This is a genomic window from Pseudoalteromonas sp. S554, from assembly GCF_005930865.1.
In the GTDB taxonomy this organism is placed as follows: domain Bacteria; phylum Pseudomonadota; class Gammaproteobacteria; order Enterobacterales; family Alteromonadaceae; genus Pseudoalteromonas; species Pseudoalteromonas marina.
This window is the reverse complement of sequence record NZ_PNDV01000033.1, coordinates 80,890-103,020: the sequence shown is the minus strand read 5'-3', so window position 1 is coordinate 103,020 and position 22,131 is coordinate 80,890. Positions and strand designations below refer to the sequence as shown.

At 38.1% G+C, this 22,131-nt stretch carries 21 protein-coding genes; 12 read left to right on the top strand and 9 right to left on the bottom strand.

Going from position 1 to position 22,131, the window contains the following annotated elements; translation table 11 throughout:
• Positions 1-149 precede the first annotated feature (149 nt).
• The 8 genes from CWB65_RS08345 to CWB65_RS08310 are packed head-to-tail and all read left to right on the top strand — an operon-like array spanning position 150 to position 7,142.
• Positions 150-542 carry a flagellar protein FlaG gene (locus CWB65_RS08345; protein WP_171047580.1) on the top strand — a complete coding sequence of 131 codons (393 nt, stop codon included), beginning with the start codon at positions 150-152 and terminating at the stop codon, positions 540-542.
• 9 nt (positions 543-551) lie between these two features.
• The gene (gene fliD, locus CWB65_RS08340; RefSeq protein ID WP_138740393.1) at positions 552-1,943 is read left to right on the top strand and encodes a flagellar filament capping protein FliD; all 1,392 of its coding nucleotides are present in this window, start codon (positions 552-554) and stop codon (positions 1,941-1,943) included.
• An 8-nt stretch (positions 1,944-1,951) separates the two neighbouring features.
• Positions 1,952-2,371 carry a flagellar export chaperone FliS gene (fliS, locus tag CWB65_RS08335; protein WP_138740392.1) on the top strand — a complete coding sequence of 140 codons (420 nt, stop codon included), beginning with the start codon at positions 1,952-1,954 and terminating at the stop codon, positions 2,369-2,371.
• A gap of 1 nt (position 2,372) precedes the next feature.
• Positions 2,373-2,702 carry a hypothetical protein gene (locus CWB65_RS08330; RefSeq protein ID WP_138740391.1) on the top strand — a complete coding sequence of 110 codons (330 nt, stop codon included), beginning with the start codon at positions 2,373-2,375 and terminating at the stop codon, positions 2,700-2,702.
• A gap of 10 nt (positions 2,703-2,712) precedes the next feature.
• Positions 2,713-4,833 (top strand): motility associated factor glycosyltransferase family protein, encoded by a 2,121-nt coding sequence (locus CWB65_RS08325; protein WP_138740390.1) that lies wholly within the window; start codon positions 2,713-2,715, stop codon positions 4,831-4,833.
• Positions 4,834-4,839: 6 nt separating this feature from the next.
• On the top strand, positions 4,840-5,499 hold the full coding sequence (locus CWB65_RS08320; RefSeq protein ID WP_138740389.1) for a class I SAM-dependent methyltransferase: 660 nt from the start codon (positions 4,840-4,842) through the stop codon (positions 5,497-5,499).
• Positions 5,500-6,558: a UDP-2,4-diacetamido-2,4,6-trideoxy-beta-L-altropyranose hydrolase gene (pseG, locus tag CWB65_RS08315; protein ID WP_138740388.1), complete on the top strand. Its 1,059-nt coding sequence runs from the start codon at positions 5,500-5,502 to the stop codon at positions 6,556-6,558. It begins immediately after the preceding gene.
• On the top strand, positions 6,555-7,142 hold the full coding sequence (locus CWB65_RS08310; protein ID WP_138740387.1) for a formyltransferase family protein: 588 nt from the start codon (positions 6,555-6,557) through the stop codon (positions 7,140-7,142). The genes pseG and CWB65_RS08310 overlap by 4 nt, the downstream gene beginning before the upstream one ends.
• A gap of 229 nt (positions 7,143-7,371) precedes the next feature.
• On the opposite strand, the gene CWB65_RS08305 is transcribed toward CWB65_RS08310, so the two are convergent.
• From CWB65_RS08305 to pseB, 8 genes are all read right to left on the bottom strand, one after another.
• Positions 7,372-8,688 carry an MBL fold metallo-hydrolase gene (locus tag CWB65_RS08305; RefSeq protein WP_138740386.1) on the bottom strand — a complete coding sequence of 439 codons (1,317 nt, stop codon included), beginning with the start codon at positions 8,686-8,688 and terminating at the stop codon, positions 7,372-7,374.
• Between the two features lie 3 nt (positions 8,689-8,691).
• Entirely contained in the window at positions 8,692-9,396 is a 705-nt protein-coding gene (locus CWB65_RS08300) for a TylF/MycF/NovP-related O-methyltransferase (protein WP_138740385.1), read from the bottom strand.
• Between the two features lie 285 nt (positions 9,397-9,681).
• On the bottom strand, positions 9,682-10,737 hold the full coding sequence (gene pseI, locus CWB65_RS08295) for a pseudaminic acid synthase (RefSeq protein WP_138740384.1): 1,056 nt from the start codon (positions 10,735-10,737) through the stop codon (positions 9,682-9,684).
• A gap of 4 nt (positions 10,738-10,741) precedes the next feature.
• Entirely contained in the window at positions 10,742-12,022 is a 1,281-nt protein-coding gene (locus CWB65_RS08290) for an aminotransferase class III-fold pyridoxal phosphate-dependent enzyme (protein WP_138740383.1), read from the bottom strand.
• A gap of 3 nt (positions 12,023-12,025) precedes the next feature.
• Positions 12,026-12,778: a cytidylyltransferase domain-containing protein gene (locus tag CWB65_RS08285; protein WP_138740382.1), complete on the bottom strand. Its 753-nt coding sequence runs from the start codon at positions 12,776-12,778 to the stop codon at positions 12,026-12,028.
• Between the two features lie 12 nt (positions 12,779-12,790).
• The gene (locus CWB65_RS08280) at positions 12,791-13,639 is read right to left on the bottom strand and encodes an aldo/keto reductase (RefSeq protein ID WP_138740381.1); all 849 of its coding nucleotides are present in this window, start codon (positions 13,637-13,639) and stop codon (positions 12,791-12,793) included.
• Positions 13,636-14,805, bottom strand: a complete 1,170-nt coding sequence (pseC, locus tag CWB65_RS08275; protein ID WP_138740380.1) for a UDP-4-amino-4,6-dideoxy-N-acetyl-beta-L-altrosamine transaminase — start codon at positions 14,803-14,805, stop codon at positions 13,636-13,638. The genes CWB65_RS08280 and pseC overlap by 4 nt, the downstream gene beginning before the upstream one ends.
• A gap of 8 nt (positions 14,806-14,813) precedes the next feature.
• On the bottom strand, positions 14,814-15,815 hold the full coding sequence (gene pseB, locus CWB65_RS08270; protein ID WP_138740379.1) for a UDP-N-acetylglucosamine 4,6-dehydratase (inverting): 1,002 nt from the start codon (positions 15,813-15,815) through the stop codon (positions 14,814-14,816).
• A gap of 185 nt (positions 15,816-16,000) precedes the next feature.
• On the opposite strand from pseB, the gene CWB65_RS08265 reads away from it, so the two are divergent.
• A complete protein-coding gene (locus CWB65_RS08265; protein ID WP_138740378.1) occupies positions 16,001-16,786 on the top strand; it encodes a flagellin N-terminal helical domain-containing protein in 786 nt (261 codons plus the stop codon).
• Between the two features lie 161 nt (positions 16,787-16,947).
• Positions 16,948-18,384: a sigma-54 dependent transcriptional regulator gene (locus CWB65_RS08260; RefSeq protein WP_138740377.1), complete on the top strand. Its 1,437-nt coding sequence runs from the start codon at positions 16,948-16,950 to the stop codon at positions 18,382-18,384.
• 292 nt (positions 18,385-18,676) lie between these two features.
• On the opposite strand, the gene CWB65_RS08255 is transcribed toward CWB65_RS08260, so the two are convergent.
• Positions 18,677-19,270, bottom strand: a complete 594-nt coding sequence (locus CWB65_RS08255; RefSeq protein WP_138740376.1) for a DNA-3-methyladenine glycosylase I — start codon at positions 19,268-19,270, stop codon at positions 18,677-18,679.
• A gap of 131 nt (positions 19,271-19,401) precedes the next feature.
• Between CWB65_RS08255 and CWB65_RS08250 the strand changes: the two genes are divergently transcribed.
• Together CWB65_RS08250 and CWB65_RS08245 are read left to right on the top strand one after the other, a co-directional pair.
• Positions 19,402-20,514, top strand: a complete 1,113-nt coding sequence (locus tag CWB65_RS08250) for a sensor histidine kinase (RefSeq protein ID WP_138740375.1) — start codon at positions 19,402-19,404, stop codon at positions 20,512-20,514.
• A complete protein-coding gene (locus tag CWB65_RS08245) occupies positions 20,511-21,977 on the top strand; it encodes a sigma-54-dependent transcriptional regulator (protein WP_138740374.1) in 1,467 nt (488 codons plus the stop codon). The genes CWB65_RS08250 and CWB65_RS08245 overlap by 4 nt, the downstream gene beginning before the upstream one ends.
• The last annotated feature ends 154 nt before the right edge of the window (positions 21,978-22,131 follow it).

Below are 22,131 nucleotides of genomic sequence, written 5' to 3'. Positions count from 1 at the left end.
GTATTACAACAGGCATCAAGCTCGATGTTAGCTCAGGCTAACCAGCAACCTCAGATTGCTTTGTCTCTGCTATAATAAAGTTAGTTCATATATTAAAAAGCTTTGTATACTGAGATGCTTGGTGTATGAAGCTTTTTTTTGGAGGAAAAATGGAGTCAAGTAATATTAGTTCGCTGAAAATGTCGGTGAGCACAAACATTAACTCACCAGTGAGCAAAGACACGGAGTCCACTGAGAAAACCGACAGTGAACAGCAGGAATCCAAGTATCAAGGTGATGTGGAGAATGGTTTTTTGGCTCAAAATTTGCAGGAGTCAATTGGTAAAATAGAGTCTCTCTCTCAGCTTAAGACTAAAAAGTTTGAGTTTAGCGTTCACGAAGAATCTAAAAAATCATTTGTTGTAGTTAAAGATACCGAAACAAATGAAATTATAAGACAGATCCCAAGCCAAGAGGTATTAGAGTTAGCTGAAAAAATTGATAGACTTCAAGAAGAGATTTTTGGTAGTTCATTAGGCTTACTTTTTGATCAAGAAATTTAAGGATACATTATGGCCAGCATCACATCAGCCGGTGTAGGCTCGGGGTTAGATCTTGAGTCTATAATTGAAGTAACAATTCAAGCCGAAAGTGAAGTTAAAACGAAGCAGCTTAATGCTCGAGAAATCAATTATACGACAGAGTTATCTGGCGTGGGCACATTTAAAGCTGCACTGGACACTTTCAACACAGCTCTAGCTACCTTAGGAGAGGAAGAAACATATGACTCTCGTAAAGTGCAGTTTAGTGATGGTATATTAGAAGGCGACCAAGCATTTAATGTTGATATAGATAGTTCGATGCAGGCAGGTGAGTTCTCTATAGAGGTATCGCAGTTAGCTTCGGGCTCTAAGTTACAATCATCGGCTTTAAATAGTGTTAATGATACCGTAGGTGCCGGAAATTTGACACTGAGTGCTGGTGACTCAGAGTTTTCAATTGAAGTTTTAGCAACTGATACGCTTGAAGATATAAGAAATAAAATAAATCAAACAAGTGAAAACTTTGGGGTAAGTGCAAATATTGTTAATAGTGATGCAGGGGCCGTACTAACTTATAGCTCATCTAAAACAGGTGACGGGAATACTCTTTCGGTTGCTGCTGACGATGATTCACTTGCTTCTATAGCTAGTAGTGCTCCGAGTTCAGCTGGAGGAGTGTCTATTCTACAAAATGCCGTTAATGCAGAAACGTTGATAAATGGTCAGGAGGTTAGTAGCTCGTCAAATACCCTTAATGACAAAATACAAGGTACAACGATTACTTTAAACAAGGTTACCACAGAAGCTCAGACATTCAATGTTTCAGTTGATTCAGAAGTTGCTGTAAAAGCTGTTGATGAATTTATTGGCGCCTATAACACCTTAAAAGAGCAGTTAGATACATTATCGAATCCAACAAGTGGAATGCTTGCCTCTGATAGTAATATTCGCAGTGTGGAACAACAATTGCAAAGAATGTTTACAAACGATTTAGGTGGAAGTACTGAGATACAATCTCTTATGGAACTCGGTATCACTTTTAATCGTTTTGGTGAGATGGAGAAGTCAGCTACAGGCATAGGGACTTTAACAAGTGGTCAAGATACTTTTGATGATACTTTAGAAAATAATTACAGCGACTTTCAAAATTTCTTTAGTAGCGATGATGGCTTAGTTAAAAAAGTAGATGGCCTAATTAATTTATACACAAGTAGTAGTGGCTCACTTATAAAGCGCGAAGAGTCTTTAAACGAATCGTTAGAGAGTATAGAAATAGATAGGGAAAGTTTGAATGAGAGGTTAGTTAATTTAGAGGCATCGCTTAGAAGTAAATACGCCTCTTTAGATAGTTTAATTGCTCAATATCAAACATCAAGTTCTTACATTTCAAGCATACTAACGAGTGTTTCTACTAAAAAATAAGGTTTAAAATGAATACACGTATCAGTAAATATCAACAAGCTCAAAAAGAATTACCATTGTCAGGTGCGAATCCGCATCAAGTGATTCAGATTTTAATGCGTGAGTTATTATCTCAGGTTTATCAAGCCAGAGTGTGTATAGAAAGGACTGATATTGAAGGAAAAAATAAGAGCATTAACAAAGCAATAAAAATTGTAGGCGGTTTACAGGGCGGCCTAAATTTGAAAGAAGGGGCGGAAATTGCAGGTAATTTAGATAGCCTTTATAACTACATAACAGTTCGTCTAACTGATGCTAATGCTGAAAACTCGACTGAGATATTAGATGAGATTAAAGAGTTATTTTTTCCTATCAAAGAAGCTTGGGACAATATTAGTGAGTCAGACAAAGCTTTAGGGATTAAATTGATATCGGAAGCTAAGCAGTAAGATGCCAGAGTCAAATTGCATAACAATTTTAAATGAAATTTTAATCATTACTAAAGATCTAAACACGAACTTATCAAATAATCATTTTGACGATGCTTTAAAATTATTATTAAAGAGAAACAGTTTATTTCAAGAAGTTGCTCAATCAGAACTGACTAATTTAAGTGTTGATGAAAAAAATAAAGTTCAATCATTAATTGATACGATATCTAATGCTGACTCTATCGGTAGTGAGGTGGCTCTAAATGAAAAACACAAGCTGTTGACCGAGCTTTATAACCTGAATAAGAAAAAGCTCGCCTCGAAAAAATATACAGAAAATAAACTTTAGAAGATTTAATATGTCAGATAACCTTGAAAGCCAAATTAATCAGCAGATAAAAGCTTTAGAAGCTCTGCAAAAAAAGTTAACAAAAAAAGTTAATTTAGAAAGAGAGCTAACTCAGTTTTCAGATGAGTTTATCCAACCTGATTTTGATATGTCGGAGCGATATGAAGATAATATGGCTGCGTTTTTCAAATTTTATCCTGATATATTTCACAGCTTTAATAATTACACACTAAAAAGGTATGAACTGACTTTTGAGAATCAACAATTAAACATTTTTGATACTAAAGACAAAAAATATTTGTATAAAGATAATGTATTTAAGAGTTCATTTTTACAATGTAAACGCTTTTATAAAGATCCTCAATTATTTCAGCAAGCCTTTGATGAAAGACAAGATGATATTGATAGATTTATTCATACCAAACATTTAGCTAAATTAACAAGCTTTTTAAATTCAATCCAAAGAAACAACGATAAACTACCGACGATTATATCGTCAATGATGTTTTTTGGTGTTGGTGCAGGTTGTCATATACATCAAGTTGTGCAGAACCATAAAATTAAAAATATGTTCATATATGAGCCAAGTCTAGACTTATTTTATTTAAGTCTGTATTTGAATGATTGGAATGATATTTTAAATAAATTGGACATGGATGGTGGTCAGTTACACTTCAGTTTAGGCAAGCCTGAATCAAACAAAAACCTTGTGAATGAGGTTTCTGGATTGTTCTTTAAAATTGGCCGATTTCATTCTGCCAGAAGTTATATATATGTACATTATCTTGAAAAGGATTTACTTGAATCGGTATCTGAAGTATCGAAAAGTTTTGATTTGAACTTGTTAGGACTAGGATTTTTTGATGATGCTTTAATGAGTATTGGGCATTTTCAGAATAATTTGAAAAATAAAATCAAGCTATTAAAAAATAAAAAATTAGAGATGCTATCCAACATACCTGTGTTTGTAGTTGCTAATGGCCCATCTCTAGATGAAGATATCGATTTTTTAAGAAATAATAAAGATAAGTCGATTATAATAAGCTGCGGAACTGCTATTGGTGCATTATATAAGTATGGTATAAAGCCTGATTATCATTGTGAAATGGAACGTTGTTTAATAACGAGAACAGTTTTAGATATCATAGATGATAAGAGTTATTTTAAAGGGATTACTCTACTCGCTTTGAATACTGTTCACCCAAGTGTATTTGAGCTGTTTGACAATTCTGTTCAAGCTATAAAATTGGGTGAAGCTGGCAGCACACTTCATCAACAGAACCCAGATGTCGAACCTGGTGACTATGCCGTATTGTCGTACTGCAACCCTACAGTAACAAATTGTGCTTTGTCATTTTGCGAAAGTATGGGAATGGATAAAGTGTTTTTATTTGGCGTAGATATGGGATATGTCGGAGATAAACACCATTCGAAAAAAAGCATCTATTATGATCAAAATGATAAAGAGCAAGATAGAGATTTATATAAAATCGATAATACTATTTCGGTTAAAGGTAACTTTGTAGAAGAAGTTAAAACTGACTCAATATATAATTACTCACGTAGAGTTATAGAAAGTTTTCTTGCTGCTAAACCCCACTTAAATGTTATAAACTGTAGCAATGGGGCCAAAATATCAGGAGCAATGCCTACACACTCCGATGACATATCATTTTCTGAAATTTTAAATAAGAAATTATTAATTGAGTTAATAAATAATAACCTTTTTATTGATCCTGAAGATTCAACATTAGACTTTTTTGATGAGGTCATATTAGAAAATAAGCATCACTTTATAGATTTATGTGATTTCTTCATAGAGCAGCTTTCTGCTAACCCAAAAAGCGTTGATGATACAATTGAAGTATTAGAGTCTCAGTTAGATCGTCTAAAGAGTTTTAGTGCTAGTAAATTTAGTGTATTTGATGATTTATTGAGAGGTAGTTTATTACACTCTCACTCTGTGCTTCTGCATGTATTATACTCTTCAAATGATGAGCAGGAATCGTTATCTAATTATGCTGCAGCATCTAAATATACTATTGATTATATCAAAGACATGAAAGGGGAGTTTTTAATTAACCCTTATAAAATAGATATTATAGATGATGCAGATGTTTGGATAGAGTAAAAGCGTATGAAAATAGAACAGCGAGAAATTTTCCTTTCTTCCGAAGGGGATAAGTGGTTTGAGCGTAACAAACAAGTTTACTGTGAAAGCAGCAAAGATAAGGTTATTGATTTTATCAAAGCGCAAGAGCTGTCTCCTAAACGTGTACTTGAAATTGGTTGTGCAAATGGTTTAAGGCTTCATTCTTTGTTCAAGGAATTCGGTTCGGACGGGTACGGCGTAGACCCGTCATCTTCCGCAATTGAAACTGGGAAACAGAATTATCCACATTTACATTTGTCTGTAGCAACAGCTGATTCAATTGATTTCGAAAAAGATAGTTTTGACTTAGTGATTCTTGGTTTTTGCCTTTACCTATGCGACAGAGAAGATTTATTTACCATCGCAGCAAAGGTTGATCAGGTGTTGGAAAATGGTGGGTATATTATTATTCAGGACTTTTTACCTCCATATCCTTACAAGAATAAATATAGCCACTGTGAAGGTCTGTACAGTTACAAATTTGATCATAGTAGAATGTTTACATGGAATCCGCTTTACTCGATGCTAGCAACAGATATTTCTACTCACTCTGCGCGCGAATTGAGAACAGATGTAGATGAGCGTGTAGGTATAAGCTTACTATATAAACAAATCGACGATGCATATCCAAATAAGCAAAAATAGATGCACATAGCGATTAGAGTTGACTCATCAAGTCAAATTGGTGCGGGGCATGTTATGCGCTGTCTTAACTTAGCACGTTGCTTTCGTGAGCATGGTCACACAATCGCATTTGTATGCAGAGATTTGCCCGGCAATTTAATCCCCTTTTTGAAGAGTCTTGAATTTGAGGTGGTTACACTGCACAATCAAGAGCCATCATCTTCTCAGTTACTTTCTTCATATGAAAGCTGGATAGGGGTAAGTTGGCAACAAGATGCTAAACAGTTTTGTTCATATAATCTGCAGGTTGATATAGTAATTGTTGATAATTATGCCCTTGATTATAAATGGCAGTCACAAGTGCAGCAGCATTTTAATTGTAAAATGGTTGCAATCGATGATTTAAAAAGACGACATGTTGCCGATGTGGTAATTGACCAAACTCTTAATTGCACACCTGCCGCTTATTCCGACTCTGACAGCAGCTGTATCTTGACGGGCACAAGATACGCAATGCTCAATCCAAAGCTGCTAAATTACCGTAACACTGTGACTAAATCTTCACTTGATGGTTTTCTCAGAGTGCTAATTAGTTTTGGTGCAAGTGATGAGCCTAACGGTACATTGCGTGTATTACAAACCCTGGTTACAGCTCGCATTAATTTTCAGGCAACAGTCTTATTAAGACCTAGTGCAATAAACTATCAATTGGTTAAAGAGTTTGTAAACAGATACCCTAAGTTTATTAAACATTTTGACCATATTGATAATATGGCAGAAATTATGATAGAACACGATGTTGCAATAGGTGCTGCGGGATCTTCATGTTGGGAGCGTGCTTGTATCGGGTTACCAAGCATAATAGTACCCATTGCTGATAACCAGCGCGATATTTGTGATGCCCTTGTTTTAGAGAACATTGCGATTCAAATTAAACTTGAACAAATAGAAGATAAACTTCCTTTCGCGGTATCTGAGCTGATTGAAAAATATGATGATTTGAAGTTTAATGGCCTAAAAATTTGTGACGCCAAAGGGGTTGAGCGGATATATAATAAGGTAATGGAAGCGATAGGTTGAAAGTACTCTTTTTAGGCACTGAGAAAACTGCGGTGTATCAATGGTTAAAGCATTTCGATTACGAGTTGCTTTTTACATCCACTGCTATAAGCATTGAAAAAGTAATCCAAATCGAGCCTGATTTTATCGTTAGTCATGGTTATCGTCATATTATTGGACCAGATATTGTTGCTGAGTATTTTGGTAAAATAATTAACTTACACATTAGTTATTTACCTTGGAACAAAGGTGCAGATCCAAATTTTTGGAGCTTTTACGATAATACGCCAAAGGGCGTAACTATTCATCTAGTTGATGATAAACTGGATACTGGTGATATTTTGGTACAACGTGAACTCGACTTTAATTTACAAAAAGAGACACTAGCATCATCATATGTGACACTGCAGAAGTCGATTTTAAATTTGTTTATTAAATCGTGGCAAGATATTGTCACTGGTAAACTTATAGCTAAACCGCAAATGGGTGCAGGTACTTATCATAACACCTCTGACAAAAATGAGATTTTTGAAAAGCATAATATTAGTTGGGATACACGATTATGCGACATCGTACTTTTGAAAAAGCAGTTAGTACAGAAGTAGGGACAAGCTAGTTCATTTCATGTGATATTCATATAAACTATAATCTTACTTTCCTTAGTTGCAAATCTGTAGACACTTTAATACGTCCATTCTTAGCTATATGTTTATTGTGACCCCCAAAAAATAGAAAGGGATAGGTACAAAAAATTAGATTGTGGTCAAGATTAATTGACCACAACACTTATTAACCTATGACAAAGCCAAGAGAGATTAATTGAATGACTTCTATTTATTGGTGGAAGAAACAAAGGCAATGGTAGAGAGCACGCTCAAACGTATTGGGCTTTCGCTCATATTGAATGTGTGAACCGATTTCAGCATTGTTCCAATGCGCATATTTTGGACCGCGGAGTAGACGGTGAAGCAAGTTATGCTCTACCGTTAATCGAACATATGGCTGCGGCACCTGAGAGTCTTTGAATGTTTGGGTGGGCTTTTTATCAAGAGACATAGTAAAACATACTTTCTCACTTTCTATCACTAAATAAGTGGGTGATGAGTAGTTAATTTCATCAGCTTTGGATTTAAAGCGCAAATAGGAGTTTAACATTAAGTCCTCAAGCTCGTTATCATCCCAGACATCATTATCATAGGCGAGAGGCTGTTTGGTAATGTGGTTCATATACTGCTTTAATGTTGGTACTGCCTTGGTGCTTTTTATTAACTGCTGAATAGTTAAATCGTATTTATCATGCTGATTTAAAAGTAGACCCTTAGAGTTGCTAGGGGTGTTGGCTTCTAAATAGCAGGTGGCATCTTCTAGACTTGGCACGCCACGATACTCATTCATATGGGCATAGCGGGAGCCTAATACATAAGTACCGGCAAATGGTGCAAAGGCTTTAGGTTTAACAAGTTCAATGAAGTTTAGCGCTTGTTGCAAAAATTGTATTTGTTTAGCCTTTGCAGCATTGTTTTTTAGCTCGATTGAGTCAAACTGAAAACATTGTGGATAAGGGCCTGCACCAGCATAGCCGACCATTAAGAGGTCAATATCCAGTTGATCAAGACCATTCTTTAAAATTGTATGACTAGCTAATTCATAAGGACAATCATTTAAATTAAGTAAATGTTTACCTCCATGTGAAAATAGTGCTAGGGAATCAATTTGAGTGCTGCCAAATTTAGTTTCAATATGTCCACACCCCAAAAATTTTGAGCAGAGCTCTGGATTACAATTATCAGCGGCATAAATAGTTAATTGACTACCATTCTTAAATTTATAGGGTGTAGTGTTGTTCAACTCAATGACCTCAAAACCCAATAATTCCAATTTACGTTTTAAGAACGGGGAACTGTATTTGTGAATAAGTATAGGTTTTTTATAAGGTAATTTGTTTAATGTCGCTTCACTTAAATGGTCCGGATGGATATGAGATACATAGATATAATCGTATTGAAGTAAGCTTAGCTCAGATTCAGCAAATGGTGGGTAATGATACCAACTGCCGTAATATTCACCTTCAGTTAGCCATGGATCGGTTAAAACTCGGATTTCTCCCATCTCAACAATTTGTGTTGAGCTTTGCAGGTGAGTAACAAGCATCTTTTAAGCCACTCGTCTGATTGCAACGGTAGGTTGTTTGCTTAAGGGGTTACTAAGCATTTCAAATTTTTTATTGGTTTCTTTTAAAAACTCTTTCATTGCTAACGTTTCTCCAGGCCACTCTGTAGTGCATGCTTCATCAAAAACAATTACACCACCAACACTAATTGAATCCGAAAGTAACTTTAATGCAGCACGAGTTGGCTCGTATAAATCAAAATCTAAGTAAGCGAAAGAAATTAAAGAGTGTGGATTTTCTTTTTCGTATTCGGGAATAGTGACTAGCGCATCACCTGGGATGAGTTTTACCTTGTTTTCCAGTTCGAATAATGAAATCGCTTTTTTTAGTGTCTGCTCATCACCACAGTACTTGCCTGTTTGCGTGTTAGCGAACTCTCCGTCTTCTTTTACACCAGTAGGTAAGCCTGAAAAATTGTCGAACCCAATTATTGTTTTTGGCGCATATGGTTCTAACAGAGAGCTCATCTTTGCTAAAAACATTAAATTTGCACCTTTCCAACAACCAAACTCTATTATGTCTCCAGGAACTCCTTGAGTACTTTTCAGTAATTCAAAAGTCCAAAGTTTATTTGCTATTGTATGTACCCCAGCATACAAGGCAAAGTGATCGATCATATCGTAAAGGTTCGGTTGGCCAATTTCTTCTGCGAAGCTGGTTCTATTAGCTATAAAGCTATCTGGTTTCATAATTTGATCCTGTTTTAGAACAATAATTGAATTTTAATTTTATATCGCCATTAAATGAAATTAGACTGAGCTTAATTATATTACCGCTGAACCTTAATATAGAGAACAGTCAGTCTTTTCTATAAAGTGCTTAAATAGGTCTATGGTATCAAGGCTTGATTCAATATGAATAAGCTTTGCTAACCACACAGCCACAAAACCTGAAAGTAAACTGAATACCTTTGCCGATTGGCTGAAGTACAGGTTGAATGGGCCTAAGACAAACTTAAACCATGATACAATAACTTATATATTTGTCGTCTGCCTATTGACCATATCCCATGTCAATGCTGTAGCGGCTTCTATATCCATTGTAGCTTCCAAACCTAAAACAACATCTAGGTGTTTTGGAGCAAGCCCATAGCCTGGTCGAATGCAGCGAACATTGTCTTTGGAGAACACGTCTCCTTTCTTTATATCTTTGCTGATGTACAGCGAGCGTCGAAATATAAGGTTAGGTTGTTCTGATTGCGCTAGGGTAAAATTTGGTTTACCAATCGCGTGCCAAGCGTCACGAACATCCTTACATAAAGCTTTTAGTTCTTCGGGCTCTAGAGAAAATGCCGCGTCAGGTCCTCCATCTGCTCGTGCTAACGTAAAGTGCTTTTCGATTATTGTTGCGCCCAAGGCTACAGATGCAATAGCGGTTGTATTACCTAATGTGTGGTCTGATAAGCCAATTGGGAGATTAAAATTTTCTGCAAGCGCTTTCATTGTTGCTAAATTAGTTTGCTCAATCGGGGTAGGATAACCACTCACGCAATGAAGCAGTGTTACTTGCCCGTTACCATAATTTAAGGCAACAGCAAGCGCCTCTTCAATTTCTTGAATATTTGCCATACCAGTAGACATAATCATTGGCTTTTTTGTTTCAGCAACTTTTTTAACTAGCTCATGATCAATTAACTCAAATGAAGCAATTTTGTATGCAGGTGGGTCAAATTGAGTTAAAAAATCAACAGCAGTTTCATCGAATGGTGAACTAAAAATATCGATTCCTAGTTTATTTGCTCGATCAAATAGCTCTTGGTGCCACTGCCAAGGTGTATGTGCCCAATCGTATAATTGATACAGGCTCTTACCTTGCCATAGCCCTTCAGATATACAAAAATCTTTTTTATTAGAGTTTAACGTTAGTGTATCCGCGGTATATGTTTGTAATTTAACTGCATCTGCGCCTGCTTCAGCTGCTGCATCGATTAGCTTTAATGCCCTATTTATGTCGCCATTATGATTCCCTGACATTTCCGCTATGATGTAAGGAGGCGTGTTGCTTGATATTTCTCTTTCACCAATTTTCATAATGTTATCTGACCTTAAAGACATTCTCTATTTGTTTACCATCAAGATGTGCAGCTAAATTACCTTGTTTATCCAAATCATTTAATTGAGTAAATAATTCCTGATAATGCATTATAAGTTGATCTATGTTTTCAAAACTATGCGCGTAGGAAAGGTTGTGTGTTCCTATAAATAAAACACCGCGTTTGCAGAGCTCTTGAATCAACCAAGATTTAATTGTGTCTGCAGAGTTAACTCTGTCGTTGGTAATGTTTAAAAATGTCCAAGGGGAGAGTCCTTTTAATTCAAACATTGTAAAATCTGAGCAATATTTTTGATATTGCTCTACTAAGTAATCACCTAGCCCCCAAATATATTGGTCAAACTCAACTTTCTTCATTTTCTCAATAGTTGCTTTAGCTGCAGCAAGGGATAAAGTTTCGCCCCCAAATGTTCCTGAAAAAAAGATATCGTTCATTAACATCATGACTTCACGTTTACCAACGATTGCAGATAGCGGCATACCATTAGCCATCCCCTTACCAAAGGTTGCTAAATCGGGTGTTACACCAAAGTAGCTTTGAGCACCGCCTAAATGATATCTAAAACCTGTGATGATTTCATCAAATATAAGCACGATGCCATTACGAGAGCATAGATCTCGTACTTTTTCTAAAAAACCATCTTCAGGAGGCGCTATATTAAGTGGCTCCATAATGACTGCTGCAAGTTCGTCAGGGTGATTTTCAATGAGTGCTTCTAGTGAAGAGATATCATTATAAGTAAAGCCATGAGTTAGCTTTTTAGTGGCTTCAGGTACACCCAAATCGCGTGTAGTCGAACCTATGTACCAGTCTTGCCAACCATGGTAACCGCAAACAGCTATGTGTTCTCGTCCTGTATAAGCTCGTGCTATACGCACGGCTGCACTGGTAACATCACTGCCATTTTTAGCAAAGCGTACCATTTCAGCACAGGGAATAAGGTCAACTAAGAGCTCGGCAACTTCAGCTTCTAAAGTATGGGGAAGTGAAAAACTTATGCCAGATGAGAGCTGTGCTTTAATTGCATCATCAACTTCTTGATCTTGGTATCCTAAACTAACGCAGAGCAAGCCGTTAACATAGTCGGTATAAATATTGTTATCGAGGTCGGTAACCAGAGCGCCTTTACCATATTTAATAAAAAGTGGCGCAGCTTTAAAAGGTAAAGCCATTTTACTTTTACTAAAGGTTTGGCTCGCTAGTGGTATGATGTTTTGCGCCTTTTCATACCAATTTAGTGATTCAGAAAAGCTGATAGTCATTAATTAGAAACCTTGTTTTTTGTCTTGTAGCAGCGATAATTTGTAACCTTCATTTAGCTCTATATCGGCATTGAGCGCATTGACTTGCGGGTGTGATTGTAAATACTCAACTATTTGTTGATAACCAAATTGTTGCCCTTCGAAATGACGGTAGATTGCTGAAATTACTTCAAAGTCTTGTGAATGGTCGACGCTAATTCGAAATGCAGAATAATCTTGAGCTATAGTGAAATCTTCCAATGAAAGCAAGTTAGAATCGCGAATAAAAGGTGTTACATGTTCACGCTCTGATGGTTTTTTTGCTTTTTCATAAGCGGTTTTTAGCGCATTAAAGCTAAATACTTCGACATCCTGACCATCTGGAAAACACCGTATGACACAGTTGCTAGTATAGTCTGCGCTGTTTGTAATATGTGTGCTAACTATTTGGTCAATTAACACGGGGTCAATCAGTGGGCAATCTCCACATACGCGTACAATATGCGAAAAATTAAACAATTTAGCGCAATGATAAAATCGTGCTAGTACATCATTTAAATCACCACGGTAGCATTCTATATTAAGTTTTTGGCATAGTGTCTCGATAGGACTATCTAGAGCTTCATTTGACGTCGCCACAACAACTTTGTCTACAGCTATTGTCTGCGTAAGGCGCTTAAGTTGAATCTCTAGCATTGGTACGCCATTAATAGGGAGTAATACTTTTCCCGGCAATCGTGTTGAATTCATTCGAGCTTGAACAATAATACCTATCATACTTCCTCTATTTTAAAGGTGTGACCAATTACTTGGTATAATGAGCGAGTTATTGGTGCATGCTAATTGGTGGTAACTGATGTTGGCTTTGGTGTGCCAGGCAGTGTGAATTTGTGCTAACTCTGATGCCGAACAACAGCCAACAACAACTCGATCAATTTCATCAATTGATTTTAGAAAACTTAAGCAAATTTCGAGCCTAGAGTAAGATACTGAATTGACAAATTTGTCGAAAGCATTTAGTTCGTTGAATTGCGAAAAGTAGTGACTACGTGAGTCAGGCGACATTAGCAGCAATCCTTGCAAAAATGCGGAACGCACGTGAATTTCAATACCTTGCTCTTTCATTTGGGTTAATAAACCATCTTGTAAAAAACGCTGGTCTAATACATTTAAAGGTATTTGGATTATATCGGGCTTAATTATCTCGAATAGTTTTACTTGCTCTGGAAAGTAAAGTGACATTCCAATTTTTTGTACTAACCCTTGATCTTTTAATTCAACGAGTTGAGAGGCTATTTCGTCAGCTTGTGAACTTTTTAGCACGTCAGCATTGTGTAATAGCACCCCATAAATAGATGACCTTTGCAGTTTGCTAAGAGATTCCTTAAGTGATTGGCTTACATTAATAACTGAATCTGTGTCAATTGCGAGTTTTGTAATGATATCAAAGTACTTATTAGTTAGTTGACCTAAAACTGCTTCACTAGTGCCATACATTGCCGCGGTATCTAACATATTAATCGATAGTAGTTCCGCTTGCTTGAGTAATTTAGTGACTATTTTGCTGGGAACAACTCCTCTGGAGTTACTAACACCGTAGTCCAAGCCAAATTGCACTGTACCTAGAGCAAGCTTCATACTAAACCAATCAATGTATTTATAACAAATTGCTGCTCATCAGCTGTCATCGTGGGATGCAGGGGAATAGTTAAAGCCTGTTTGTAGTAGGTTTCAGCATTAGGAAAATCACCTTCCAAAAAGCCCAAAGCTTGATAATAAGGCTGTAGATGGATCGGTATATAATGCAAGTGAGCAATAACTCCTTGCTCGCGCATGCCTGAAATGACTGAATTGTGTTTTTCTACGTCACACGGTGTTAAGTGAACAATATATAAATGGTAGCTCGAGTAACAATCATCCGATTGTGATAAGTGGGCTATACCTGAACCTGAATTTACAAACGCATGATTATATTTGCTTGCTATATCGTTACGTGCTGATACAAAGTTATCTAGCTGTTTTAACTGACTCAGCCCTAAAGCGGCTTGCATGTCAGTCATTCTATAATTAAAACCGAGCTCTAGCTGTTGATAGTACCAAGGGCCATGACTTGGTTGGGTCATTTCTTCAGCAATATTAGTAATACCATGGCTTCGTAAGCGTTTCATCTTCTTATCAAGTGTTTCACAGTTGGTAACCGCCATCCCCCCTTCAGCTGATGTGATTATCTTGACTGGATGAAAGCTAAAAACTGTAATATCTGAGTACTCGCAGCTGCCAACAGGTTTGTTTTTATACTTTGCGCCAATAGCATGCGAGGCATCTTCAATAACCTTAAAGCCATACTCTTCGGCAAGTTCATTGATTGCTTCCATATCGCATGATTGCCCAGCTAAATGAACAGGTATCACGACTTTAGGGAGTCGCTTGTTTTGTTTGGCAATGGTTAATCTTTTTTTTAGGGCGACAACAGACATATTGCCTGTTTCAAGGTCGATATCAACAAAATCGACACTTGCTCCACAGTAAAGCGCGCAGTTACTCGATGCGACAAATGAAATTGGCGACGTCCATACGATGTCACTTTTATCAACACCTAAAGCAAGACAAGCAATATGTAAGGCTGAAGTGGCGCTGTTAGTAGCGCAGGCGTAATTAGCAACACAATACTCTGCAATGGCACTTTCAAATGCCGGGACTGCAGGCCCTTGTGTTAACCAGTCAGACTTTAATACCTCAATTACGGCATTGATATCATCATCAGAAATACTTTGCTTGCCGTAAGGAATTACCTTGTTTGTCATAATCATTTTTACAGCAACGCTTGGGCATTGAAGTTTTTGATTTCTTCAATACTCATATAATCAGGGTTATCTAGCGAATTATATTCAAAACCTTGCGCTACTTTTTTACCTTTTTCGCCAATTGCATTTTCAGTAAAGTCGTTGCTTCTGCTGCTAAACTTTATGCCTGGAGCAATAACAAAGTGGTCCTTGTACTCGTAGGTTTCAAAACATAAATCAGCGGGGCACATAACCTCATGAAGTTTTTCACCAGGGCGAATACCAATTATTTTTAGTGGTAAGTCAGGTGCCATTGCTTTTGCAAGATCGGTAATACGAATTGAAGGGATTTTAGGAACGAAAATTTCACCGCCTAACATGCGTTCAAAGTTAGTAAGTACAAAATCGACGCCTTGTTGAAGGTTTATCCAAAAGCGAGTCATTTCATCGTGTGTGATTGGGATGTGATCGCGCCCTTCATCAATAAACTTTTGGAAAACTGGCACAACAGAGCCGCGAGAGCACACCACATTGCCGTAGCGAACAACAGAAAAGGTAGTGCGGTTGCCACCTGCAATATTGTTAGCGGCTACAAAAAGTTTGTCTGATGCCAGTTTTGTGGCGCCATACAAATTAATTGGGTTTGCAGCCTTATCAGTAGACAAAGCGATTACTTTTTCAACATCGTTATCAAGGGCTGCATCAATTACGTTTTCAGCGCCATTAATATTTGTTTTGATACATTCCATTGGGTTGTATTCAGCAGCCGGAACTTGCTTCAAAGCAGCTGCATGAATAACGTAGTTTACACCGCGCATGGCACGTATTAATCTGTCTTTATCTCTTACATCGCCAATAAAATAACGCATACAAGGTTGGTCAAACTCTTGTTGCATTTCAAATTGCTTAAGTTCATCGCGTGAAAAAATAATGATTTTTTTTGGATTGTAACGCTCAAGTAGTGTCTTGACGTATTTTTTCCCGAATGAACCGGTACCACCGGTGATTAAAATTGTTTTGTTATCGAACATAGTGCTACCCAAATTATTTATTATTGGCGTTGTATGACACGCAAACGTGATTTTTTAATACACATCTCAATACTTTAACCACTAAGCAAGCAAAGTGCCAAGTTAATTTAATCTAACAATGGTACAAAGGGCAAAATTTCGCAAATTAAGCTATAATTTAATCAGTCAGCACCACGGAGGCCGTTATGAAAATTCAATCAGCATCAGCTAACTTTTTAAACCAAACTCAGCAAACAAATAACAAACTTGCAGAGCAACTTGCTACAGGTAAAAAAGTAAATACCGCAGCAGATGATGCAGCGGCTTTGCAAATTATTGATAGGCTTACTTCACAGCAAAATGGTTTTAGCCAAGCTGTAAGTAATGCGTATGACGGGATTTCATATACTCAAGTAAGCGAAGCTAACTTGAGTGGTGTGAATGATGCCGTTTCGCGTATTCAAGAGTTATCAATTCAAGCGGGTAACGGTGCATTGACTGACAATGATCGTGCTGCGTTGCAAGAAGAAGTCGTGCAATTGCAAAGCCAAATATCTGAAACGTTCGAAAATGCGAGTTTTGCAGGAAAGCCCTTATTTGATGGTCAAGCTGTCTCGTTTCAAGTTGGTGCAGATGCGAATACAAACCAAACGGTAAACTCTACAGATGGTAGTTTTGCCTCTGCGTTATCAACCATTGATATTTCAACCCAAGCCGGTGCTCAAGCGGCTATTGACATCAGTAAGCAAGCAAATGATGAAATAAATGCACAACGAGCTGAGTTAGGTGCACTTCAAAATACGTTGGCAAGCACAATTAAAGGGTTAGGGACGCAGCAAGAAAATATTGCAGCCAGTCAAAGCCGCATTCAAGATACCGATTACGCCCTAGCAATTTCTCAACAAGTGTCTAATGACATTTTAGCGCAATCATCAGTTGCTCTTCGTGGCCAGGCTAACCAATCTGCAGAGTCTATTTTAGGCTTACTTTAAATATTAATACTTAATAGTTAATTCTTAAGTATGATTGAATTAACGAGTGCGTCTGTTTTTTGGCGTTTATGTCAAAAAACTGCCGCTATCACTTGCATCCGTGCTTAACTGGCTTACAATTTAGTTAATTATACTAAAGAGTGAAGCACGGCTCGCTAACTATGATCCTGATTTTAGATAATAATAACAATCGCTCTATTGGGTTAAACGCATCACTTGGTTTTATCGGTGAGGCTACTCACCGTGTAGATGAAGACAACTTTGAACAAGAGTGTGCAAAATATCAGCAGCATGAGTGCATGGTCATTTTAGGGGCTTTACAGTCTCTCGATCACGAAAACTTAATTAAGCGCTACCCAACACTTCCATTTTTATTAATAGGTGAAACGTTAAGACCATTACTTAGCATTGCTAATGTAGTTGGACTTATTTGTGAGCCATTTAATCACGAAGTGACCACACAGTTGCTTCATGATTGCCAGCAGTATCATCGTATGTTGCCGGGGGAGCACAAAAATACTCAGCCACATAAATCTTTTGATGGCCTTGTAGGTGAAACACAAGCTGTAAAAGAGGTTCGCTTTTTAATTGAACAAGTAGCAAAAACAGATGCAAACGTTTTAATTTTAGGTGAGTCAGGTACTGGTAAAGAAGTGGTTGCACGTAACGTTCACTTGCTATCTAAACGAAGTACAGGGCCATTTGTGCCTGTAAACTGTGGAGCTATACCTGCAGAACTATTAGAAAGTGAACTTTTTGGCCACGAAAAAGGGGCGTTTACAGGGGCTATTTCTGCGCGTAAAGGCCGTTTTGAGTTGGCGCAAGGCGGTACGCTGTTTTTAGATGAAATTGGTGATATGCCGTTACAAATGCAGGTTAAACTTTTACGCGTATTACAAGAACGAAGCTATGAGCGTGTAGGTGGAACTAAGGCGATTCAAGCCGATGTACGTGTTATTGCTGCAACACACCGCAACCTCGAAACCATGATTGAAGCTGGCAGCTTTCGTGAAGACTTGTATTATCGGCTAAATGTATTCCCTATAGAGAATCCGTCGTTAAGTGAGCGTGCTGATGACATTCCTTTACTACTTAAGGAGTTAATGCGTCGCGTAAACGAGCAAACGGGCACGACAGCTAAATTTACTGAGCGTGCAATTGAAAGCTTAAAAGAGCATGCGTGGCCGGGTAATATCCGTGAGCTTGCGAATTTGGTTGAGCGCATGGTTATAATGTTCCCCGAAAAGGTAGTAGACATACCTGACCTACCGAATAAATACCGTTATATTGAAGTCGATGCCTATGAGCCTGAGTATCCTGAAGAACTTATGGAAAAAGATGCCTTTAACGATATATTCAGTACTGGGTTTAGTGATTATGACAATGAGCCAGAGCCTGAATTTAACCAAGCTGGCTCAGGCGTATTACCCGAAGAGGGCATTGAGCTTAAAGAGTATTTAGCAGAGCTTGAAATAAGCTTAATTACCCAAGCTTTAGAGCGTTTTGATTACGTTGTTGCTCGGGCAGCTGAGATACTGGGCGTAAGAAGAACAACGCTCGTAGAGAAAATGAAAAAGTATAATCTTTCACGAGATTAGAAGTGCGAAAATGGTGAAATACTCTTTGTTATTTTTATTCATTTTTGAGCAATTAATTTACGGGCTTTGCCCGTCGCGCAAGCAAGCTTGGCGTCTACAAGATAAACGCAAACTTGACCTTGACGGTAGACGCTGAGCTTGCTTACGGGAAAAACGTAGCTTTTAATCACTTAAACACGCATCTTAAAAACGAAGGAAAATGAGAAACCATAGTTAACTTACACGTTACTTCTTTAAAGCGAAGCGTCTCTTACCCTCTTTGTGAACAGATCACTTTTATGGTTATAAGTCCTTATTCAGCAAAAGCCTCAATAATTTCTTTTTTTCTAAAGCAATCATTACTATGGTCGTTAACCATACCGCAAGCCTGCATGTAGGCATATACTGTTGTAGGTCCTAAAAATTTAAAGCCGCGCTTTTTTAAGTCCTTTGCGAAGGCTGTTGATTCTTTGGTGATTGCAGGCGTCTCTTCGGTATAATTTAAATTGCTTACGATCGGTTTGTTATCAACAAACTGCCATTGATACGCGCTAAAACTGCCAAACTCTTTTTGAATGTCTATAAATTGCTTGGCATTATTTATTGTGGCGTTAATTTTTAAACGGTTTCGTACGATACTTTCATCAAGCATTAAACGCTCAACATCGTCTTGGGTAAAAAGCGCGACTTTATCTACATCAAAATTAGCAAATGCATTTTTATACCCTTGTCGTTTTTTTAAAATGGTATACCAACTCAATCCCGCCTGAGCCGACTCTAGCGTTATAAATTCAAACAGGGTTTGGTCATCGTAAACAGGGACGCCCCATTCCAAATCGTGATATAAAACGTAATCGGGTTTGGTGGCGTCTAACCAAGCACATCGGCATTTTATTTGCTCACTCATACATATTCCTTTTTATGCGCGTCATTTTTATGTCGCGCTATTATTATTGTAAGTTAATGAAAATAATATAAATAAATTTTGGTACACATTGTGCATTAAGCTCTATATCTATACAAATTCGAGATTTGATTATGGCCCTTGCGAGCGTGCTTAAACCACAGTTTATTTCTGCAAATCAGTATAACCCATGTTTACTTCAAGAGGAGTACATAGGTGAGTTAAGCGATCTGCGTCAGCAAGCAAGTTGGCTTTCACATTTAGTTGATACCATGCCCGCAGGTGTGGTTGTGCTTGATGGTAAAGGAATGATTGCAAAGGCCAACCAAATAGCCATTGATATGTTAGGCGAACCTTTAGAAGGTGAAAAGTGGTTTAGCGTTATTCAACGCTCTTTTAGACCGCATCAAGACGATGGTCACGAAGTATCGCTTAAAGATGGCCGTTTAATTAAGCTTGATATAACAGCGTTAGCGCCCGAGCCGGGCCAGCTAATTTTAATGACCGATTTGAGTGAAACACGCCGTTTACAAAAGCGAGTTGCTCATATGCAGCGCCTAAGTGCTTTGGGTAAAATGGTGGCGTCGCTTGCACATCAGGTTCGAACCCCACTTTCAGCGGCCATGCTTTATGCTGCTAATTTGGGCTCTAAGCGTTTACCCGAGGCATCTCGCGATAATTTTCAAAGCAAGTTAATGTCACGCTTAAAAGATTTAGAAACTCAAGTAAACGATATGCTACTTTTTGCCAAAAGTGGCGACCAACAAGTTGTTGAGCAAGTGTCTATGCAGCAGTTACTCAGTGAGGTAAAAGCGGGTGCTGATGCTATGGTGACACTAAATGACAGTCATTTAGCTGTTAACCTCCCAGAGCCAGATATTCAAATAACAGGTAATAAATCAGCCATAGCCAGCGCAATTCAAAATTTAATCCATAACAGTATTCAAGTCATTGGTGCTGGCGCTGAAGTAAAATTAAGTGCTGCGACTGACGAGCAAAATCCAGATTTTGTTCGTATCAGCGTATCCGATAACGGTCCAGGTATTGATTTAACTCAAGCAGAAAAAATATTTGAACCCTTTTATACCACTAAAAGCCAAGGCACAGGGTTAGGGCTTGCTGTTGTGAGTTCGGTTGCAAACGCTCATCAGGGGCGTGTTGACGTGACTAATAATAAAGGCGGTGGAGCATGCTTTAGTTTGCTTTTACCTATTCGCACCGCATCTAAATTAGAGGAATCATTATGAGTAACACTATTTTAGTTGTCGAAGATGATGCAGGGCTTCGCGAAGCCTTAATTGACACACTCGAAATGTCGGGGATTGAATGTATTGCGGCTAATTGTGCAGAGCAAGCCATGTTATTGCTAAAAAAAGAGCAATTTTCGCTGGTGGTGAGTGATGTACAAATGGGCACTATGAGTGGGCTTGATTTACTACGCAGTATTAAGCTTAACCACCCTGAATTGCCTGTTTTAATGATGACGGCGTACGCTACCATTGACGATGCTGTTGAAGCGATGCGCTTGGGCGCTATTAATTACATGGCAAAGCCGTTTGCACCTGAAGTTTTACTCAATATGGTAAGTCGATACTTACCTGAAAAAGCAAAAGAGACCGACGGCCCCATTGTTGCCGACCCAAGCAGTATTCAACTTTTAGAGTTAGCAAGTAAAGTTGCACGCTCTGATGCGAGCGTTATGGTGCTAGGCCCAAGTGGTTCAGGTAAGGAAGTGCTTGCACGGTATATTCATGATAAATCGAACCGATGCGATGCGCCGTTTGTTGCGATTAACTGTGCAGCAATTCCTGAAAATATGCTTGAAGCAACCTTATTTGGGTATGAAAAAGGCGCGTTTACAGGCGCAATTCAAGCGTGTCCTGGTAAGTTTGAGCAAGCGCAAGGCGGTACTATATTGCTCGACGAAATAACAGAAATGGATTTAGGGCTGCAAGCTAAACTACTTCGTGTGTTGCAAGAGCGCGAAGTAGAGCGCTTAGGTGGAAGAAAAACAATCCAGTTAGATGTACGGATACTTGCAACAAGTAATCGCGATTTGAAAGAAGCGGTTACCGAAAACCAATTTAGAGAAGATTTATATTACAGGCTTAATGTGTTTCCTTTGATGTGGCGACCACTTTGTCAGCGACCTGGAGATATCCTTGTATTGGCTAAGCATTTAATTGAGCGCCACTTAAACAAAAGTAAAGAGCCTATGGCTTATCTTGATAGTGCCGCAGAGAAAAAATTACTTGCTCATTCATGGCCTGGTAATGTGCGTGAGCTTGATAACGTAATACAACGTGCGTTAATACTTAGGACTGGGGATACTCTAAACGAGCATGCTATTTTCATTGAAAACATAGCGGCGACAGATTTTGTAATGGAGCCTGCATCTGTCAGCGCGCAAAATACTAGTCAGCAGCAAGTAAGTGCTACTAATAGAGATATTGACCAAGGCGCTATGAGTTCAGCGTATTATGACGAACAGTCATCTCCAGCCGAGCCAACAAAACAAGACTTATTGGCTGTTGATACGGGAAGTTATAAGGATGAGCTAAAAGATAAAGAGCATCGCATTATTTTAGAAACGTTAGCAAGATGCCAAGGTAAGCGAAAAGATGTCGCTGAAACGCTAGGTATAAGCCCTCGGACTTTACGTTACAAACTAGCGCAGATGCGCGATTTAGGTATTTCACTCCCCGCATAACATCATTTCTAGCCCTAAATTTACCCTTTGAATTTAGGGCTGTCAAAACTCTGACTTGTCAAATTCATTCCAACTCATTGAAATTATTGATTTAATTTTTTGGCATGCTTTGTGCTTTATTCATGTTAAGAGTTAACTGCATTGTCAGAGACAA

What these genes read in the sequence shown, in the direction of transcription:
- CWB65_RS08345 (WP_171047580.1), top strand. Translation starts at nt 150, where the DNA reads ATGGAGTCAAGTAATATTAGTTCGCTGAAAATGTCGGTGAGCACAAAC.
- fliD (WP_138740393.1), top strand. Translation starts at nt 552, where the DNA reads ATGGCCAGCATCACATCAGCCGGTGTAGGCTCGGGGTTAGATCTTGAG.
- fliS (WP_138740392.1), top strand. Translation starts at nt 1,952, where the DNA reads ATGAATACACGTATCAGTAAATATCAACAAGCTCAAAAAGAATTACCA.
- CWB65_RS08330 (WP_138740391.1), top strand. Translation starts at nt 2,373, where the DNA reads ATGCCAGAGTCAAATTGCATAACAATTTTAAATGAAATTTTAATCATT.
- CWB65_RS08325 (WP_138740390.1), top strand. Translation starts at nt 2,713, where the DNA reads ATGTCAGATAACCTTGAAAGCCAAATTAATCAGCAGATAAAAGCTTTA.
- CWB65_RS08320 (WP_138740389.1), top strand. Translation starts at nt 4,840, where the DNA reads ATGAAAATAGAACAGCGAGAAATTTTCCTTTCTTCCGAAGGGGATAAG.
- pseG (WP_138740388.1), top strand. Translation starts at nt 5,500, where the DNA reads ATGCACATAGCGATTAGAGTTGACTCATCAAGTCAAATTGGTGCGGGG.
- CWB65_RS08305 (WP_138740386.1), bottom strand. Translation starts at nt 8,688, where the DNA reads ATGCTTGTTACTCACCTGCAAAGCTCAACACAAATTGTTGAGATGGGA.
- CWB65_RS08300 (WP_138740385.1), bottom strand. Translation starts at nt 9,396, where the DNA reads ATGAAACCAGATAGCTTTATAGCTAATAGAACCAGCTTCGCAGAAGAA.
- pseI (WP_138740384.1), bottom strand. Translation starts at nt 10,737, where the DNA reads ATGAAAATTGGTGAAAGAGAAATATCAAGCAACACGCCTCCTTACATC.
- CWB65_RS08290 (WP_138740383.1), bottom strand. Translation starts at nt 12,022, where the DNA reads ATGACTATCAGCTTTTCTGAATCACTAAATTGGTATGAAAAGGCGCAA.
- CWB65_RS08285 (WP_138740382.1), bottom strand. Translation starts at nt 12,778, where the DNA reads ATGATAGGTATTATTGTTCAAGCTCGAATGAATTCAACACGATTGCCG.
- CWB65_RS08280 (WP_138740381.1), bottom strand. Translation starts at nt 13,639, where the DNA reads ATGAAGCTTGCTCTAGGTACAGTGCAATTTGGCTTGGACTACGGTGTT.
- pseC (WP_138740380.1), bottom strand. Translation starts at nt 14,805, where the DNA reads ATGACAAACAAGGTAATTCCTTACGGCAAGCAAAGTATTTCTGATGAT.
- pseB (WP_138740379.1), bottom strand. Translation starts at nt 15,815, where the DNA reads ATGTTCGATAACAAAACAATTTTAATCACCGGTGGTACCGGTTCATTC.
- CWB65_RS08265 (WP_138740378.1), top strand. Translation starts at nt 16,001, where the DNA reads ATGAAAATTCAATCAGCATCAGCTAACTTTTTAAACCAAACTCAGCAA.
- CWB65_RS08260 (WP_138740377.1), top strand. Translation starts at nt 16,948, where the DNA reads ATGATCCTGATTTTAGATAATAATAACAATCGCTCTATTGGGTTAAAC.
- CWB65_RS08255 (WP_138740376.1), bottom strand. Translation starts at nt 19,270, where the DNA reads ATGAGTGAGCAAATAAAATGCCGATGTGCTTGGTTAGACGCCACCAAA.
- CWB65_RS08250 (WP_138740375.1), top strand. Translation starts at nt 19,402, where the DNA reads ATGGCCCTTGCGAGCGTGCTTAAACCACAGTTTATTTCTGCAAATCAG.
- CWB65_RS08245 (WP_138740374.1), top strand. Translation starts at nt 20,511, where the DNA reads ATGAGTAACACTATTTTAGTTGTCGAAGATGATGCAGGGCTTCGCGAA.